Below are 21078 nucleotides of genomic sequence, written 5' to 3' on the forward strand. Positions count from 1 at the left end.
ATCCAAAATTATTTACTCAGAATCGCATTAATAATAGTGGCGTTTTGATTGAGATAGGGGGGGTCGATCATCTCACGATGGGCACCATAGGCATAATAATTAATCCGTTGACTCCTTGTAGCTTGTACCCAGTCATCTTCACAATCATAGTTTTCCTCAGCGCGTATGAGATGAATAGTCCCATCGATCTGCAAATTTTTTAGATCTGAATGCCAGAGAAAATTAAAGTATTCCCAAACTTGATTGTAAGTGCGATCGCGTAACTTTTGGTTTTCCATAAAGTAACGTCTCAATTCCTGGCGTTTAGGATTGAGCAAGAAAGTATCAACTCCCTCTTTGATTTCTGACATATCAGCTTGAATAGCTTCACGACCCCCTCTATAAGTATCTATTAAAATGACATCAGAAACCACGCGATCACGACTTTCTAACTTTTGAGCCATAAGTATTGCCAAAAAACCTCCTGCCGAATGTCCCATCAATTTTATGTCTTGATTTTGTGCTAATTTGTCTATCAATTCTGCATATTTTTCTAAAGTTGCTTCATCGGCAATATATCTGAAGGTATATATTGCATAATCTTTTAAATAATTAGCTAAATTTGCGTAAGCTGCTGCAAACCCAAGGGCAGGGGGAAATATAAAAACAGCTTTTTCTCGCTCTTTGTTAAAAACTACATAGGGACGTTCCTTGGGTTGGATATTCATCTCTTTGGCGTAGATGATATACTCGCTCAATTCCGCTACCGTAGGTTTTTCATAAATCATCGATAAAGGGATTTCAATTTCCATCTCCTGATAAATTAGTGCCATGAGATTCATAGCTTGTAATGAATGACCACCTAAATCAAAGAAGTTGTCATTTATTCCTACCTTTGACACTTGTAGAACTTGTTGCCAAATGTTTGCTAAAATGCTTTCTGAGTGATTCCGTGGGGCTAAATACGGTGATTGTACTATCGATATTTCATCGGGTTCTGGCAACTTTTTGTGATCTATTTTACCATTAGGATTTAATGGCATACTTGACAACATTACAAAAGCTGAAGGTATCATGTAACCAGGCAATTTCTGCTGTAGAAAACGGCGCAGATCGTTAGGGGTCAATGACTGGTCTTTTCTCACTACATAGGCTACCAACCGTTGATTTTCAGCGGTATCTTGCCGCAGGATGACGACTGTTTGTTCTACTTGGGGATGAGTGTCTAGAACCGATTCGATTTCTCCTAATTCGATACGTAAGCCCCGCAGCTTGACTTGGTTATCGATGCGACCAATAAATTCAATATTGCCGTCTGGTAGATAACGAGCTAAATCCCCAGTTTTATACAATTTGCCATTGCCAAAGGGGTTGGAAATGAATTTTTGGGCAGTTAATTCTGGTCGGTTGAGGTAGCCTCTAGCTAAAGGGATACCGCCAATATGCAATTCTCCAGGAATGCCAATCGGAACTGGTTGTAGATGAGAATCGAGGATGTAAACTTGGGTATTGGCAATGGGGCGTCCAATGGGAATTATCCGATGAGTAGACTGTGGGGTACACTGCCAGAAAGTTGCATCAACTGCTGTTTCCGTTGGACCGTAAAGATTGTGCAATTCACAGTTAAACTGCGCAAAGAATTGTTGAGTAAGTTCATAGGATAGTGCTTCTCCACCACAAAACACTCGCTTCAAGCAACGACAATTTTCTAAGTTTGGTTCTTGCAGAAAAACTCGCAGCATTGAGGGGACAAAATTGATTTGGGTAACTTGTTGCTGGGCAATCAGGTTGCTTAGGTAAGCAGTATCTTTATGACCTTCAGGTTTAGCCACTACTAGAGTAGCGCCAGCTATTAAAGCCCAGAAGATTTCCCACGTTGAAACATCAAAACTGAAGGGAGTTATTTGCAGGATGCGATCGCCTGCTGTAAGTGGGTAAGCATCAACAGTCCGTAATAAATTATTGCAAATACCCCTATGAAGATTCATCACCCCCTTGGGTTTACCTGTAGAGCCAGAGGTATAAATGACATAAACCAAATTTTCCCATGTTACCTGGCTGTTGGGATTGTGCTTACTATAGTTGGCGATCGCTTGCCAATCGGTATCCAAACACAGCACTTGGGCTTGATTTTCTGGTAAAGATGCGACTAAGGACTGCTGGGTGAGCAATATTGATACCGCCGAATCTGAAAGCATATGAGCCAAACGTTCTGCTGGATAGCTAGGATCTATAGGTAAATAAGCTCCCCCTGCTTTTAAAATTCCCAATAGTCCTACTACCATTTCCAGGGAACGCTCGACAAAAATTCCCACCAATACTTCTACATCTACGCCTTTTGCTTGCAAATAGTGAGCCAATTGATTAGCTCGCTCATTCAACTGTTGGTAGGTCAATCTTTGACCTTCAAATATTACCGCTACTGCATCAGGGGTACGCTTTACTTGTTCTTCAAATAGCTGATGGATACATTTATCGTGAGGATATGCAATTTCTGTGTCATTCCATTCTGTTAGTAACTGATAACGTTCTTCAGAAGTTAATAAATTTATTTGTGACAATTGGCAATTAGGATTCTCGACTACTGCCTGAACTATTTGTAAAAAGTGACCGCTCATTCTGGCAATCGTCTCGGAGCGAAAAAGCTCTGGTTCGTATTCTATAACCAATCTTAGTCCATTGGCATCTTCAAAAAAACTCCAACTCAAATCAAATTGGGCAGTTCGTGGTGCAAGCGGGTATTCTTTATACTCAAGTTCGGGAATTTTCCTCACTGCTTTGCTTTCTTGACTTAGCAGTGAAAACATCACGTCGAACAACGGATTTCGTGATAAATCACGTTCTAAATCAAGGGCAGATACTAATTTATCAAAAGGATAATCACTATATTCATAAGCGTCGAGGCAAGTATTTGTAACTTCTGTCAGTGCTTGCTTAAAAGTTCCCTCTTCTGGCAGCAAAGTTCTGAGGGCAAGGGTATTAACATAAAATCCAACTTGGTTTTCCAAGTCTGGATGATTGCGCCCAGAAATAGGTACACCAATTACTAAATCACACTGTCCTGTATAGCGGTAGAGTAATATTTTAAATAAAGTTAGCAGGGTGATAAATAGAGTTGTTCCATTCTTAGCAGCAAAAGTGCGTAATTGTTCGCTCAGACTATGACTAAAACGATAAGTATATAAACCTGCTTGAGAAGATTTAATTTTAGGTCGGGGGAAGTCGGTTGGTAAGTTAAGTATGGGTACTTGTCCAGCAAAGCGATCGCACCAATAATTACGTTGTTCTGTCACCTCCTCACTTTCTAGCCACTCATTCTGCCATGCAGAATAATCCTGATACTGCAATCTTAGTTGAGGTAAAGTGGCTATTCCTTTTTGAGTACAGGCAGAGTAAAAAGTGACAAACTCGAGTAAGAGGATATCGAGCGATCGCGCATCACCAATGATATGATGTAGAGTCAAACAAAACAAAAATTCATTTGACTTGATCTGCACCAGCATGACTCGCATCAGTGGCAATTTCTCTAAATCAAAGCGCGAGTTTGCTGACTCTTTAATCAAGGTATCAGCTACTTCCTCAGCATCATTTTGCCCTCTTAAATCTCTAAAAACTACTAGCTGTTTAGGCACTTGCTCATGAACAATCTGCTTAATATTTCCTGCCACACTGGTAAAGGTTGTGCGCAGAATTTCGTGGCGGCTCACAAGTTGTTGGAAAGCTGACTCAAATGCCGAAATATCTAAGCAGCCATTTATTCTCATTGCCTGCCTGATATTGTAAGCACTTGAGTATTCATCTATATGGTGCAGAATCCACATACGTCGTTGAGCATGGGATACTTCGTAATATTTTTGCTGTGGTAGTAGCTGAATAACTTCCCAACGTTGTGAATTTATCATTTTGCTTGCCGTGATTTAATCAAAACAGCTTGTTCTTTTAAAGTATTATGAGTAAAAACTTCCCGCAGTCGCAGTGAGATGCCAAAGCAGTTGCGGATCTGCGATACTAAGCGCATCGCCTTGAGACTATTTCCTCCTAGTTCAAAGAATGACTGATCAGTGTCGCTTACCTCCACCTCCAATAGTTCGCCCCAAACTGAAGCTAATAAAGCTTCTTGTTTGCTGAAGCTAGTAAGTTGATTAGTTGTTTGTTCAAGATTTTCTTTTGGTTTTGGTAGTGCCTGTCGATTAATTTTCCCATTTGGTAACAGCGGAAAGTATTCCAATTGCATTAAAAAGGTTGGTTGCATGTAAATGGGTAACACTTGTTTTAATTTTCTTCTAATGTGTTCCACCGTTACCTTGTCATTTCCCTGATAATATGCAATTACCGTCACCAATTCTTCCTTTTTCTCGGCGACTACCAGCACTTTTTCTACACCATCAATAGCCGAAAGTGCATCCTCAATTTCTCCCAACTCAATTCGTACTCCATTCAACTTAATTTGGTGATCGCGGCGACCGATCACCTCCAAAGTCATATCCGGTAGCAAACGTCCCAAATCCCCTGTGCGATAAACTAAATCACTGCCATTATTCAAAGGATTTGGCACAAAAACGCTCCGAGTTAAATTCTCGTCTGCATAATAGCCTTTAGTCAAATAAGGCGATTTGACAAAAATTTCGCCAACTTCTCCGACTGCACAGGGACGATTGCCATCAATGACGGCACTCGCTGAGTTTGGCAATGTTTTCCCCGCCGGAACTCGTGCATAAGGAATAGTCTGAGGAGCGGCTAGACGGTAATAATGTTTGACAAAAGTTGTTTCACTGGCTCCATAAATATTGACAAATTCTGTATGAGAACCAAAAACATTATGCCATTCACAAAGTTCTTTGACGAATAAAGGTTCTCCTCCCAATACCAAAACTTGCAAATTTTTCAGTAAGCGATCGGCATTGGCTAAATTCTGACCAATTTTTAAAAACTGGCGCATCACCGAAGGTACAGTATGCAGTAAGTTAATCTGCCATTCTCCCAACAGAAGTAACAAACGCTCCAAATCTTCCCGCTCTGTGCGAGCAGGAATATAAAGAGTTCCTCCCGAACATAAAGTGACAAGAGTTTCTCTCAGATAAGCATCAAAGTTAATTTGCGCAATTTGCAGACAGCGCCAGTTCTGATTAATGCCGAATTCAATTCTTTCCCAATTAATGAAGTGACGCAAGCTGCCATGACTACCAAGTATTGCTTTAGGTTCACCTGTTGACCCCGAAGTGAACATAATATAGTTAGAATCATCAGCATCTGGCATAATTAGAGCTTTTTTATCATTACTTGCTACTACAGGCAAGCATTGATAATTTGTGCCATCCCACTTATAGAGGTGCTTAATTTCATGAGCGGCGATCGCTAATATATGAGGAGGTTTTGGTAATGCTGCTAGTCGGGGTTTCACAGCATCAATATATTCTGCTGCTGTCACCACAATCGAGGGGGATGTTTTTAATATCATCCGTGAAGAGCGTTCTTCAGGTTCATCCAAACGTAGAGGTAAATAAATTCCCCCTGCTTTGAATACAGCCAACATCGCTGCTACCTGACGGTGATCTCCTTCTAGAATCACGCCACAAATAGTATCCTTTTGAATACCTAAATCTCTTAAGATATCAGCCCAAGAGTTAGTTAGTGCATCCAATTCACGATAGCTGAATTCTCCGCCTGGATAAATTATTGACGTTTTTTCTGGTGTCGCTTCTACTTGTTCGATAAAGTCTTGGACAACTGTCCGTGTTTCTAATCGAGGAATTGGTTTGATAAAGCTTTCAACAAAATCGGTTTCTTCTGCTGATATCAGAGAAATTTCCCCAACTGGTTGACTGGGATTTGCTACCATCTCGGTGAGCAATTTCTCCAAATGGATAAGAGCTTTTTGCATCCTATCTGTTTTGAAGAGGTCTGTGTTGTAAATTAGCTCCAATCTAAGTTCGTCGTTTTGTTCAATAAAAACAAAAGAGAGGTCAAATTTGCTGATTTCTACTACAGTTTGACCAGATTGCAGAAGAACCAACACATCGAACAATGGTGTGCGGTTAACTTCTTTGGAAGATGCCAGTTCTTCTACCAAAATATCAAACGGGTAATCGGAATGTTCAAATGCCTCGGTAACGGTTTGGCGAACTTTTGTGAGCAGATTCTTATACCCTTGTTCTGGCTCTAGTTCATCACGTAGAACAAGTGTATTAATAGGAATTTGAGGATGGTTGTGAGTGGTAATTTCTGTACCAATAGCAATATCGTGCTGACCACTATAGCGATAAAGTAATACTTTTACCGCTGCAACCAGTCCCATAAATAAAGTAGTCTCTGTTTGTGTGCAAATCATTCGCAACCCAGAGACAATTTCTGGTTTGAATGTCCAGTTTAAACGAGAAACATTGAATGTTTTTACCGGAGGACGACGGAAGTCTGTAGGTAAGTGAACACGGGGTAGTTGCCCATCGTCAAGTTGCTTTCGCCAGTAATCTAGATGGTTTTTACGATTTTCACTTTGCAAAATATCGCTTTGCCGGGGTGCATCAGTGTTCAGATCGATCTGTTGTAGTGACTGGCTTGGTTGAGCACGGGATATTGCCGTTCTGTCTTGTTCTAGAAGATGCAAAGTGAAAGATTCGTAACGTTGCGATGGGTCGTTAGCTATTGTCGCCAGGGTGCTAGTGTAATAATCGCCAATGGCAATCACCTGTTCTGGACACAACTCGCTAGCATCGTATTTAAGGGTTAGCTGTATCTGGGACGAGACTATATCCAAAGTAAAGTGGACTCCCAGAGTGAAGTTTGTTTTTCCGAGAAATTTGCTATCTAATACCTGTACACCGGGCAGCCCTAAAATACTCTGGTAAACGTGAAAATGGGTAAAGTTAAACGATGTCTCAAATAAAGGTTGACCGCCCAAATTCCACTGCAAATCAGCTAGGGGATATCGTCGGAAAGGTAGGGATTCCCTTTCAGCCTTGAATGTCTCCTGCATCAAGTCGATCCATGTGCCGCCTAGAAGTTGCAAACGCAATGGCAAAGTATTGAGAAAAAGTCCCAGCACTCGCTCTCCATCTGCCTCTTCTGGTCTACCGTTAGATACCAAACCTGTCAGTACATCCGATTGATTGAAAAGCACGCTTAACACTTTCATATGTGCTGCTAAAAGCACACTTTTTAGTGTAACTCCTGCTTTGTTTGCGACTTGTTTCAAATCATGAGAGACTTTCAAAGACAAGGTTAGTTCATGAGTACCTAATGTTCCTAATTTTTCAGGTTCAGATGAGCGGTAGAATTGAGTCCAGCGAGGCAGTTTTGTAATAGTAATATCGTTGAGTTTTTCCATCCAGTGTTGTCGGCACTCTTGGGACTTGAGGGCTGTTTGCTCCAAAGCAACAAAGTCCCGGAATGCGACCGCTGGCGGTGGATTGAGAGGTATAATTTCTTGACCTAAGAAGGATAAATATCTTTGCAATAACTCAGTAAATAGTAAGCCTACGCTCCATCCGTCGAGAATAGCGTGGTGTTCAATTAAAGTTAACTGAAATGTCTTATCAGTGCGGCGATGAATATGAAAGCGTAAAAGAGGAGGACGGTTCAAACTAAAATGTTGTTTTCTTTCTGCTGCAAACCAAGCATCCAAAATACTTTCTTGCTCTGGTGCAGATAAATGGCGCAGTTCCTCTACTTCCAAGGGAACACGAACTGTGCGCTGAACTAACTGCAACGGTTCACTGAAGTTGCTGACATCGAAGAAAGTACGCAGTACGGAATGATTGGCTACCAGTTCCTGTATCGCTATCTGCCATTTTTGTTCGTCGAAAGGAACTTGCAGATGGAAGCTGTTGACGTTGTGATAAACAGAAGAACCAGGACTGTACTCACTGTGAAATAACATCCCCATCTGAAGTCTGGCAAGAGGATAGGCATCCTCTACATTGTTGGGTAACTTTAGACGGTCTTGTTCGCAGATCAAAGCCAACGGTTTTACTTTCTCTGCTATTCTACTACCAGTCTCTGCCGTTGCAAGGTTTTGCGTTAGTTCGTAAATCGTTTGATGCAGGAACATCTGTTGAACTGAGAAGTGCAAACCTCGTTCTTGAGCTAGAGCTAGAACTTGAATGCAGCGAATGGAATCGCCGCCTAAGGCAAAGAAGTTGTCGTGGATACCAACTCGTTCCAGACTGAGAATCTCAGCCCAAATGTCGGCTAGTACTTGCTCTTCTAGAGTCCGAGGTGCCACAAAATTTTCCAAGTCTGCTCTGGCTGTCTGGGGTGCTGGTAGAGCGCGACGATCAACTTTACCATTAGATGTTAGCGGTAGTGCTTCCAGCGTCACAAAGGCAGAGGGAATCATGTAGTCGGGAAGAGACTGCTTGAGGAAACTGCGTAGCTGCGGGACTAACTGGCGAGTTAATTTTCCTTGCAAAGGGTTATTGGCATAGTGACTCCAGGGTTTTGGCTGCTGCGTTTCCCCAAGCGGAGGTAGTATCTTCTGAGACATCCGAGCAGGCGATCGCCGTCCGAACACAACATCATAGCAACCATTACCAGTATCCGACCAGCTGATATCAGTAGTATAAGGAAACTCTTCGCTCAAGCTCCAAAAGTCTTCGGGTTCTATCCCTTCAAACTGGGTTTCCTCTAAGCCCTGAAGTAGATCTCCTACGGATCGTGGTTTCTCATCCCTTGCTATTAGCTCTAAAAGCTTGACTTGTTTGCCAATACGTGCATTGGGAACGCCTTTGATAATTAAAATCTCTGGTGCCTGGAGCAAAAATTGGCGAACCTTGGGCAAAGTCAGCCGCTCTTTCTGCCAGTCCAAACACTGAGGCTCGATTGTGGAAGAAACCTCAGTTCCTACATGGAGAATCACGTCGTAGCGGAACCGTGTTAGCTCATTGCGATCGCGACCTCGTTTGAGTTGAATTTGCACTCTTGTGATTTGCGGCAGATGCTGCACAAGGGCATTAAAGAAGGCTGGGTCAATTACCAGTTCCTGGTCTTCCTTCAGGTTTTTTTGCACGCGCTGCCACCAATCTTCTGTCGTTAGCTCAGAGCTTGCCTGGTGCAGCATAACATCGGCATGAAAAGCTTCTAGTAGCGGTAAACTACGCACATCCCCCACAAAGATAGAGCCTCCTGGTGCTACCATTTTCACTGCACCTTCCAAAACACTTACCAGATAATCAATGCTGGGGAAATACTGGACAACTGAGTTGAGGATAACTGCATCGAATGTTTTTGCCTCAAAACCTTCAAAATCGTGGGCTGGTTTGTTGTATAACTCCACCTGTGACCAAGCGCTCCCAACTTTGTGCATTTCCATCTCAACGTAACGGATAGCATTGTTGGAAATATCAGTTCCACAGTAACGTGAGGATTGGGGAGCAATCCTAAATAGCAGCATCCCAGTACCGCAACCAATTTCTAGCACCCGTTGGGGCTGCAAAGAGAGAATCCGCTCAACTGTAGAGTCTAACCATTGACCCATCTGTTCTTGAGGAATGGGTAGACCTGTGTAGCTGTCGTTCCAGCCGATAATATTAAAGGTTGAGTCTTGAGTGGGAGCATTTTGGCGGTAGGTATCATTGAATACTAGCTGCCATTGTGAGATTTGCTCGGTATGCGATTGGTTCTCAGATGCTTGATTTGAGGACGGATCTTGTGTGGAAACCACATAAGCTACCAAATGCTTGTCTCCAGGTTGGTCAGAGCGGGCAATTACTACTGCCTCCCGCACCTCTGGGTGTTTTACCAGCGCGGCTTCAATTTCTCCGAGTTCGATCCGGAAACCGCGAATCTTGACTTGGTTATCGATGCGATCGAGGTACTCAATGTCTCCATTTTCCAGATAGCGAGCGAGGTCGCCAGTTTTGTACAGTCGATCGTGTAGATCGTCGCTAAACGGATTGGTGATGAACCGCTCTGCTGTCAGTTCCGGGCGATTTAGATAACCGCGAGCCAACCCGGCACCACCAATATACATCTCACCCCTGATTCCAATAGGTACAGGTTTTAGCTGTTCATCCAAGATGTACAATTGCAAATCGGGAATAGGTTTACCAATCAAGCTCTTGCTAGCGTGAACATCTGCGATTGTCAGTGGTCGATAGGTGACATGCACGGTTGTTTCTGTGATCCCGTACATATTTACTAATTGCGGACACCGATCTCCGTATCGCTCAAACCACGGCTTTAAGCTCTGTGGCTCCAGAGCTTCGCCACCGAAGATCACTAAGCGTAAGCTTAGTTTCGATTCTTCAGTTCCCGCTAGTTCCTCCACCCGGATCAGTTGGCGAAAGGCGGATGGCGTTTGGTTCAGAACCGTGACTTGCTCTTGGCGTAGCAAGGTGTGGAACGCTCTTGGGTCGCGGCTCACCCAGTAGGGTACAATCACCAGACGTCCACCATACAGCAGGGCACCCCACAGTTCCCAGACGGAAAAGTCGAAGGCAATTGAGTGGAATAGTGTGAAAACATCACTTGCACAAAAATGATACCAAGACTGAGTAGCGGCAAATAAACGAATCACATTCTGATGGTTGACCAATACCCCCTTCGGTCTTCCTGTAGAGCCAGAAGTATAAATCACATAAGCCAAGTTATTTGGTTGGGAACTACTAACTGCATTCTCCCGACTGCAAGTGCTAATCACCTCCCAGTCTGCATCCAAACAAACTACAAACGCTTGATTTTCTGGTAGAGATGGCAACAGAGACTTTTGGGTGAGCAACACTGTTACCTCTGCATCCAATAGCGTGTAAGCTAGACGTTCTGTTGGATAGCTGGGGTCTAATGGCACATAAGCCCCCCCAGCCTTCAAAATCCCCAATATTCCCACAACCATCTCCAAGGAACGCTCTAGGCAAATACCTACTAGTACCTCTGGTTCCACGCCTTTTGTGCGCAAATAATGAGCCAGCTGATTAGCTCGCTCATTCAACTGTCGATAGGTCAATTGCTGATTTTCAAATACCACCGCTACAGCATCGGGATTGAGCTCTACCTGCTCTTCAAATAGCTGATGGATGGATTTTTTTTGGGGATATTGAATTCCCGTGTTATTCCATTTTGTCAGTATTTGCGATCGTTCTTCTGTTGTTAATATGTCAATTTCTGACAATTCGCGATCGCTATTAGCCGTAACAGATGACAGAATTTGCAGAAAATGCCCCTGCATTCTCTGTATAAAATCTGCCGGAAAATTCTGAGCGATTACACAAACAGAAGTATCAAGAGCATCAATTTCAAAAACTAATTGAAATTTGTTTAACAAAGAGCTACGGGTGCAAAATCCTTCTTGGATCAGCGCGACATCAAAAATCGCTGCAGGAGAGCCGCCTCTTGCTAGACATGTTTCTATCAGAGCATCGATATCATAGCTTTGATAGCGGTATCCCTCTTGTAAATTACGGCGAATTGTTTTTAATAAATCCTTAAATGATGTGAATTGCCCATTGAATCGGGAGAATATAAGGCTATCTGTACTGGATTGGGTCAAAGTTCCCGTTGCCACAACAAACTCTTCAGTAGCAGTATATTTAAAGAGCAGAAATTTGAGCGCTGATAGATATAAAGCCAGCTTATTAACAGGAGAATTAGCAGTTAGATGATATATTCTCTCACGTAAAGTTCCGGGGATAACAGCAATTATTTTTTCTTTTTGCTCAGGTTTCTCCTGATTGACACTGTTAAATAAAGGTGTGACAGGCTGGATTCCTCGAAGTTGACGAATTTGGTAATCTAGAGAAACAATCTGCGCTTTTGTCAGTTCCATACACTAAGGATTATAATTTTTTTACTGAAATAAATTTTTTTTATAAATTCCCAGGCATACTACATAAATTAAAACTTACACTTCTATAGACAAATTGTTTATACTCCTGCAAAATTGCGCTGCACCCCTCAAGGAGCCGAGCCATCAATGTGAACTGCTACCTTGCTTAACTGTTCTACTTTATATTACTTGAGCTTTGCCTGAACATTATAGCAATATTAACAACTGGTTGAACCTTCTGAGAAAATGCTATATAGGAATCCGGTTTGATTTTTGAACAAAATTAAGTATTTGTAGGTGCGCTCTTCGACAGGGTAAAGCACCATTCTTAAGGATTTGGTGCCGTACTCTCGTCGAAGAGCGCACCTTACGTATCTGAGCATTATAGCAGCATTAATAGCTGGTTGAACCTTCTGAGAAGATACTATGGCAATCCTATTTGAATTGTGAAACTTAGTTTTGGTAAGTAGTTGCGCTTTAGCCCTAAAGTGCAACTACTTACCTAGAAAAAAAAAGAGATAATTTCACAAATTATTTAGCATTGCTATGTCAAAGACAAGAGGAAATAGTGGTAAACACCTAAATCATCGAATCCCAATTTACATCATAAGTGTTTTTTAAACAATAAGCCCTTAAGAGAAAATCTGATTGTTTTTCCGGGCTTTGATGAAAGTAAAAGCCATAAATGCTTATGTGTTTAGGATTGTAGGCATTTCAGTTATTTGTAAATTTTTTTTGAGTAGGGGTGGGAGCGTTGAGCATAAGAGGGATTGAAAAGTGATGCCAGTATATATACTCTCGTCATTTTAAAGGTAAAGACGCTATGGCAGTTAAGACTTTTCCTACTTTTCCTACTTTTATGCACCAAGGTCAGAAGACAGTTAAGACAGTTAAGACAAAAAAATTTATTTGCTATTGCATTTTTACCCTAATATTGAGATGAAGCATATATTATAAATATAACTAAACAGTTATATAGTTGGTTGAGTTACAACTTAGAATTTGACCAAATCTCCGGTTATTTAGTTATGTATAGAATTTGAAAAGAAAAATTAATATTAGAATAGTAAAAATCATAAAATTTTTTTGGATCGGGCAGATCATTCAGTGAGTAATACTGTATACTTTATATTGAGCGTCAGACGATTGTTCCCTTGGCAGCATTCCCTGTAATGCGTTAAAAGCTCGTTACAAGCAAACTCCACTAATAAAAAGACAAGCAATACAGGATGAAAGTAATGAGGTGTAAGTCAAACTCATTATTTAGTCAAGCAATCTTTTATTAATTGTCAAAAAAATGTTATGCATACACAAGAAAGTAAAATAACGGAATTGCAAGAAAAATTTAATGCTGAGTATGCTCAAGAAGAAATATTTAAAAATTCAATCAGTTTTGGTGGGGAACTAGAAGAGGATTTAGGGATTCTCCCAGAATTATTGGCTCGTGCTGCTTGCTACCCAAGTAAAGGTATTACATACGTCAGAAATGACGAAACAGAATATTTTCAGACTTATAAAGATTTATATAACGATGCTCTAAATATTTTAGATGGACTTTATCAGTGCGGGCTAAAGTTAGGAGATAAAGTCATATTTCAAATTGGCATAAATCAAAATTTTATTCCCACACTTTGGGCTTGTTTTTTAGGCGGAATCATTCCTGCACCTCTGACCACTGCTCCTAATTATGATGTAGAAAACTCCGCAGTTAAAAAACTTTATAATGTCTGGCAGATTTTAGATAAGCCTATTATCCTATCAGATGGTGAATTAATTACCGAAATAGAAAAATTAGCCACTCAATCTCATTTAGAGGGATTGCGAGTGGTATCGATAGATGCTCTGCGAAATAATCAATCCCTATCAAACCAACAGTTGGCAGAAATTCCCAGACATGGAAGTGGGACTAATTCAACTCATAAATTGCCTCATCTCACACCACTAGATCCGGCATTGTTACTATTTACTTCTGGTAGCACAGGTCTTCCCAAGGGTGTGATGCTTAATCACCGCAACCTTCTATCTATGTCCGCTGGTACGGTGCGGATGAATAATTTTACACAAGAGGAAGTTACTCTTAACTGGATGCCTTTAGACCATGTAGGGGCAATAGTATTTTTAGGGATTATGGCTGTGGATTTGGCATGTCATCAGATCCATGTTCCAATTGAATTGATTCTGCGCCAACCCCTCAAATGGTTAGACCTCATTCAAAAGCATCAAGCTACTATCTCTTGGTCTCCCAACTTTGCATTTTCATTAATTAATCAACATGGTGGTGAACTTAACCAGTCTTGTTATGACCTCTCCTCTATGAAGTTTTTAGTTAATGCAGGAGAGCAAATTTCCGGAAAAACTATTCGTTTATTCTTAGAACTGCTGGAAAAACATCAACTGCGAGATAGAGTGATTAGACCAGCATTCGGGATGACTGAATCTTGTTCTGGGATTACTTGGTCAGCAGGTATAAGCAAAGATGAACTTACAGAAGAGAATAGTTTTGTATCTCTTGGGCGGCCTATTCCCGGAGCTACTATTCGGATTATTGACCAAGAGAATAATGTTTTGCCAGAAAATGAAGTTGGACGACTTCAGATTAAAGGTCCTTCAGTAACAGAAGGATATTATAAAAATTTTGAACTAAACCAAGAAGTTTTTCAAGAGGACGGTTGGTTTCTTACGGGAGATTTGGGTTATCTCCACAATGGTGAGTTAGTCATTACTGGTAGAGAAAAACAAGAAATTATTATTAACGGCATTAATTACTTTGCCCATGAAATTGAAACAACTATAGAAGAATTAGAAGGTGTCAATGTTTCTTATACGGCAGCCTTTGCAGTTTTCGATCAAAATAGAGAAACAGATTTATTAGTTATTACTTTTAGTCCGGAATCAGATAATTTTGATCATTGGGTAAAACTGGTAAGAGAGATTCGGAGCCATCTTACGCAAAAGATGGGAATTGCGCCTGCTTATGTAATTCCTTTAGAAGCAGAACTCATTCCTAAAACATCTATTGGTAAGGTGCAAAAATCTAAATTAAAAAAAGATTTTGAACAGGGATTATTTGCGAAGCGCATTCAAGAGATTAATGAGTATTTAGTTAGCGATCGCAACAAAACACAAATTCCCCAATCAGAAAACGAACGCAAAATTGCCGCAGTATGGTGTGAAGTTTTGCAACTTCCGGCAGTAGGTTTACACGAAAACTTTTTTGAACTGGGAGGTCATTCCTTACACCTAATTCGCGTACAAAATCTACTAGAAAAACTATTTCAGCGCCAGTTTCCTCTAGCTGAAATGTTTAAAAATTCAACTGTAGCGACATTAGCCCGTTTCTTGACGGAAGAATCATCAACAAAAGCGACAGAGGAAAAAAGTCGAAAGCGTGCTGAAAAACGTACACGTAACAATAATGACACTCATGATATTGCCATTATTGGCATGGCTGGGCGATTTCCTGGAGCCAACAATCTTCAAACTTTCTGGGAAAATCTGAAAAACGGAGTCGAAACAATATCCTTCTTTTCAGACGAAGAATTATTAGAATCGGGGGTTTCGCCTGAACTGTTTAATCAACCCAACTATGTGAGAGCTAGACCGATTCTCGACAAAGTAGAGTACTTTGATAGCGACTTTTTTGGATATACAAACCGAGAAGCGGAATTGATGGACCCGCAGCAACGTTTACTGCTCCAATGTAGCTGGGAATGTTTAGAAAATGCCGGCTACAATCCTAACTCCTATGAGGGAGCGATTGGGATGTTTGCTGGGGCAAGTATGAACACCTATTTCATCAATAACTACTATCCAAATCGCGGTCAATTAGATGCCAATGACGAGTTGCAACCCTTCACATTAGATTCGATGGGAGGGTTCCAAAGTATGGTGGCTAACGACAAAGACTATTTGACTACGCGCATTTCCTATAAACTTAACCTGCGCGGGCCTAGTGTCAATGTCCAAACAGCGTGTTCCACCGGATTAGTAGTTGTGCATCTCGCTTGTCAGAGTCTGCTCAGTGGAGAAAGTGACATGGCTCTGGCTGGAGCTGCTTCTGTTAACACTCCTCAAAAGATCGGTTATTTGTATCAAGATGGTTCGCTTGTTTCTCCAGATGGGCATTGTCGCGCCTTTGATGCCCAAGCTGAAGGCACTATATTTGGGAGTGGGATTGGGGTTGTTCTGCTCAAGAGACTAAAAGACGCTTTAGCAGATAACGATAATATCTACGCCGTCATCAAGGGATCTGCCATCAATAATGATGGAGGAACAAAATTGGGATTCACAGCTCCTGGAGGAGAAGGTCAGATTTCAGCAGCAGCAGAAGCACTAGCCTTTGCAGGAGTCGAGGCTGATACTATCGGCTTTGTGGAAGCTCATGGCACAGGTACAAAATTAGGAGATCCCATCGAAATTGATGCCCTAGCTAGTGCATATCGCGCTGCTTATCAGGGAGAGTGTGCCTTAGGATCTGTGAAGACAAATATCGGGCACATGCAAATTGCTTCTGGTATTGTTGGTTTGATCAAAGCTGCTCTTGCTCTCAAGCATCAAATTATTCCACCTACTCTACATTTCAATACTCCCAACCCCCAAATTGATTTCTCCAAAACTCCTTTTTATGTCAACGTACAAGCCATACCCTGGACTGCAAAGCAACGAGATGGCATAGAATTGCCTCGACGAGCAGGCGTTAACTCTTTAGGAATAGGAGGCGTGAATGCCCATGTCGTTTTAGAAGAAGCTCCCGCCATTATTCCCCAGCGAAACGACATCCAGCGCCCCCACCATTTACTCACGCTTTCTGCAAAAACAGAGCAGGCTTTGATCGAATTGGCGCAAAGCTATGCAGAATATCTCGAAAATCAACCCGATGAGATGGGCAATGTAGTATTCACAGCAAATACTAGCCGAGTTCACTTCTCGAATCGTTTGGCGGTGACAGGCTCCCAACCTAGTGATTTTGTCACCAAATTACGTAGGTTTGTACAACTTGACGTGGAGTCGGTCATTTACAATCAAGTCGAGCAAAATAAGCCGCCCAAAATTGCCTTTTTATTTACAGGACAGGGGTCGCAATATTCCGGAATGGCTGAACAGCTTTACCAGACCCAACCAACTTTCCGTCGAATTTTAGACCAATGTGAAACAATATATCAAGAACTAACTGGTAAATCTTTACTGCAAGTTATATTTGCTCATTCCGAGCCGGCTTTAAACCATACATCTTATACGCAACCGGCTCTATTTACTGTCGAAGTAGCACTAGCCGAATTGTGGCGTTCTTGGGGCATTCAGCCTACTGCTGTTTTAGGACACAGTTTGGGTGAATATGCTGCTGCTTGTTTTGCCGGAGTTTTTGACATTGAGAGTGGTTTAAAACTCATCACACATCGGGCAAATTTAATTAGTCAACTGCCTGCACGTGGAGCGATGGCAGCTATTTTTCTGGATGAAAACTACATTCGTAAAGTTTGCCAGAGCAAAGGGATAAAAATCGCGATCGCCGCTATCAATGCCGAAAAACATACTGTAATTTCTGGAGAACAAGAATTAATTCAACACCTGTGCGAACATTTTACTAACGAAGGAGCTAAAGTTCGCTCTCTGAAAGTTTCTCATGCTTTTCACTCACCCCTCATAGAACCCATATGCGAAGACTTTAAAAATAAAGTGCGCTCAATTTCCTTCGCCCAACCCCAAATCCCCATCATCTCTAACCTGACGGGAGAAGTTGCTGATGACAGCATTGTTACTCCTGAATATTGGATTCAGCATTTGCTGCATACCGTCCAATTTCACCAAGGAGTTCTGTCTCTGCAATCTCTGGGGTGTGATTCTTTTATAGAAATTGGTCCGCAACCCGTTCTACTAGGAATTATACAGTCATCGATCTCTTTATTGAAACCGCTGATATTACCAAGTCTCCGCTCGGGATTTTCTGACTGGGAGGTTCTACTAGAAAGTCTTGGCAAGCTTTATGTTCGCGGCACAAATGTAGATTGGTTTGGCTTCGACAAAGATTACCAACCCAAAAGATGCCATTTACCAACCTACCCTTTCCAGCAACGCCGACATTGGATTCCTTTAAAAAACCAATCCCAACAAACTTCCTCACAGGAATCTGCTGTAGTTAAAATGCTGTCTCAAAGAGATACAAAAACTTTGATGCAGACTATACTACAAACTGGCAATTATTCTGAAGGAGAAAAACAAACTTTATCTGCAATTGTTCAACAATTAATCAAGCTACATCATCAAGACACTGGTAATTCTACTTTTGAGAACTTACTTTACCAGTTTGAATGGCTACCTCATCCGAATGTATCCCCCAGAAAATTACAGAATCTGGAAACAATTAAGACTGATTTAGAATCTTCTTTTGAAGAAACGATAAAATCGGCACAAATGACAGGAGTTTCTCTAGCTTTCTGTGAGATGGAAGAACTCAGTGCGGACTTTATTGTCAAAGCATTAAAAGATTTGAGATTATTTCAAATAAATACCATCCTTTCTCCTGAAAACAGTTTTCGTCAGGCTGGCATTCAAGAAGAGTATAGGTTGCTATGGAATCATTGCTTGAAGATATTGGCAGAAACAGGCATTCTGACAAAGCAGGGTAATGACTGGAAAATCATCAGTGAACCGCAATCTAACCCCATAACAATAGATAAACTGATTGAAAAATACCCGAATGCGCGTGTAGAACTGAAACTATTTAATAGAGTTGCAGCCAATTTGGCAGCGATACTTACAGGAAAAATTTCTCCCCTATCCATATTATTTTCACAAACAGAGCTTGGTGCAGCCGAGTTTTACCGAGAAACATCTTGGGCAAAAGTTCTCAACCTTGGTATCTCCAGAACAGTTGAGCTTTTATTATCCAGCTATTCTCAATTAGAACCCATCCGCATTCTAGAAATAGGCGCTGGAACCGGAGCTACAACCCATCACGTACTCAAAGCTTGTGCCGCTCGCCAAATTACCTACACATTTACTGATATCTCGCCATTCTTTCTTGAGACTGCCAGGGAAACTTTTGCTGGAGTTCCCTTCATAGAATACAAAGTTCTGGACATAGAAAAAGACGGGGAGCTTCAAGGTTTTTCACCCAGTTCTTATGATTTGATTATTGCGGCAAATGTATTGCATTCTACGCGAGATTTACAAGGAGAAACCTTACCCCATATTCGCGGTTTGCTTCGTCCTGGCGGACATTTGTTACTCCTAGAACTTACCAACCAGTCCCGGTGGATCGATCTGATCTTTGGCGTGGCTCCAGGTTGGTGGCGCTTTAGCGATCGCCATTTACGATCCGATCATCCCATCATCGATGCATCCGCTTGGAAATCTATTCTCAGAGAATCTGGTTTTGCTCAAGCTTCTTCTGTCTCTCCAGACGAAAAAATTGGTAGCGCTTTATTTCAACAAAGTATCATTGTTGCCCAAAATAAATTAGGCAGTAACCAAGACAAAACGAGTGATACCGGACATTGGCTAATTTTTACCGATAGCGAAAAAAACATTCATAGCACGCAGGCAATTCAAGAGCAATTTACAAAACATCAAGGCTCTTGTGCGATCGCTTATCAAGGAGATAGCTTTGCTCGGATATCCCCATTTGAGTATTGTTTAAATGCTACCCAACCAGAGCAGCTAGAAGCATGGATCGAGCAAGCTAGTGCTTCTCAGGCTCCGCGTGGGATTATTTATCTTCTCAATGGTGATGGTAACAATCAAGTAGAATTGGCTCAAAATCCTGATTCTAATTTATTTAATCGCTGTAGCTATTTTTTAAATCTTCTACAAGCAATTAAAAAAATACCATTATCTCCCAAATTATTTCTCGTCACCCAAGGTGGTCAACCCTTTGAACTAGATCGACCATCTTTTGTCACTCAATCTCCCCTTTGGGCATTGGGGCGTGTTATAGGGCTAGAAGAACCAGAACTATGGGGCGGAATGATTGACCTCGATCCTCAAGTCGATATTACTCAAAATTTTGCCGCTTTACTGCCAGAACTGACATCTGTTGCAGAGGATCATCTTCTCTTCCGCAACAGTCAAGCATATGTTGCACGTCTCTCGACACTTGAAATACCTACAAAGCCAGTAACTATCCAAGCTCAAGCGACCTATTTAATCACAGGAGGCATCGGTCATCTAGGGCTTCACCTTGCCCATTATCTGGTTGATTCGGGTGCGAAAAACCTCATTTTGACTACACGTCGTCAATTTCCACAAAGATCTGAGTGGGAGTCTTGGGAATCGCAGGCAGAATTTTCGGAAATTATTCAAAATCTCATTACTTTAGAACAGAAGGGAGCGTCTATAGAGGTTTGTCAAGCAGATGTTGGAGATTTCCAGCAGATGTCCCGCATCTTTGAAAGCATACAAAAAACATCCTATCCGCTACGGGGTATTTTCCATTTAGCTGGAGTATCAGGACGCAAAGCTCGATTGAGCGAATGTACATTGGAAGATCTCAAAGAGGTTTTTCAGGCGAAAGTTCGCGGTTCTTGGAATCTGCACCATTTATCTTTAAAAACGGAATTAGACTACTTTGTCTTTTTCTCTTCCGCAGGTGCAATTTGGGGAGCCAAAGAGCAAGGTATATACGATGCTGCCAGTCATCTCATGGATGCTTTGGCTCATTTACGTCATCTTCAAGGATTACCAGCTACTACTTTAAATTGGGCATTATTAGCTGGAAATGGCATAGTTTCCGAAGAATATGAAGATTGGCTCAAACAGATTGGTATGAAAGAAATACCTCTTGATATTGCTTTTCGAGCTATGACTGCTATTATGGCATCTAGTAAAACGCAAGTTTTACTGGCTGATGTAGATTGGCTCCGGTTCAAAAACATTTATGAATTTCAAGGCAATAAACCACTTCTAGAAAAACTTGGACAAACCCAAATTCCCGTCAAATCTGTCAAACAGCCAGGGGAAGGCGGTTTGATCAAAGAGCTACCACCAGGGGAACGTCGCGAACACTTGTTTAAATATATCGGCAAACAAGTAGCTACCATTTTAGGAATTAACCAGATTCCTGACGCCGAGCAAGGATTTTTAGACATGGGGATTGACTCTCTTCTTTCTATTGAATTAAAAAATCGTTTAGAAAAAGGATTGGAAGTTTCTCTACCTGCTTCTTTGATATTTGATTTTCCCAATATCCAACGATTAGTTGATTATCTCGTGGAGCGGGTTTTCGGTTGGGAGGTTAACGTAGCTGTGGACAGTGTTCCCGCTCTTCCACCGCAGCAAATTGATAACGATCTAATTTTGCAAGAGCTTTCGGATTTAGAAGCTTTTCTGAGTAATTCGTAATT

At 41.5% G+C, this 21078-nt stretch carries 3 protein-coding genes; 1 reads left to right on the forward strand and 2 read right to left on the reverse strand.

Translation table 11 applies throughout. The features are described from left to right. Positions 1–8: 8 nt before the first annotated feature. Together ICL16_RS31870 and ICL16_RS46250 are read right to left on the reverse strand one after the other, a co-directional pair. Positions 9–3881 (reverse strand): non-ribosomal peptide synthetase, encoded by a 3873-nt coding sequence (locus ICL16_RS31870; protein ID WP_190835605.1) that lies wholly within the window; start codon positions 3879–3881, stop codon positions 9–11. Continuing rightward, the gene (locus ICL16_RS46250; protein WP_190835606.1) at positions 3878–11737 is read right to left on the reverse strand and encodes a non-ribosomal peptide synthetase; all 7860 of its coding nucleotides are present in this window, start codon (positions 11735–11737) and stop codon (positions 3878–3880) included. Before ICL16_RS46250 ends, ICL16_RS31870 begins: the two co-directional genes overlap by 4 nt. Before the next feature lie 1302 nt (positions 11738–13039). Between ICL16_RS46250 and ICL16_RS31880 the strand changes: the two genes are divergently transcribed. Continuing rightward, positions 13040–21076, forward strand: a complete 8037-nt coding sequence (locus ICL16_RS31880) for a type I polyketide synthase (RefSeq protein ID WP_202895823.1) — start codon at positions 13040–13042, stop codon at positions 21074–21076. Positions 21077–21078: the final 2 nt, after the last annotated feature.

This window comes from Iningainema tapete BLCC-T55 (genome assembly GCF_014698965.1).
Taxonomy (GTDB): domain Bacteria; phylum Cyanobacteriota; class Cyanobacteriia; order Cyanobacteriales; family Nostocaceae; genus Iningainema; species Iningainema tapete.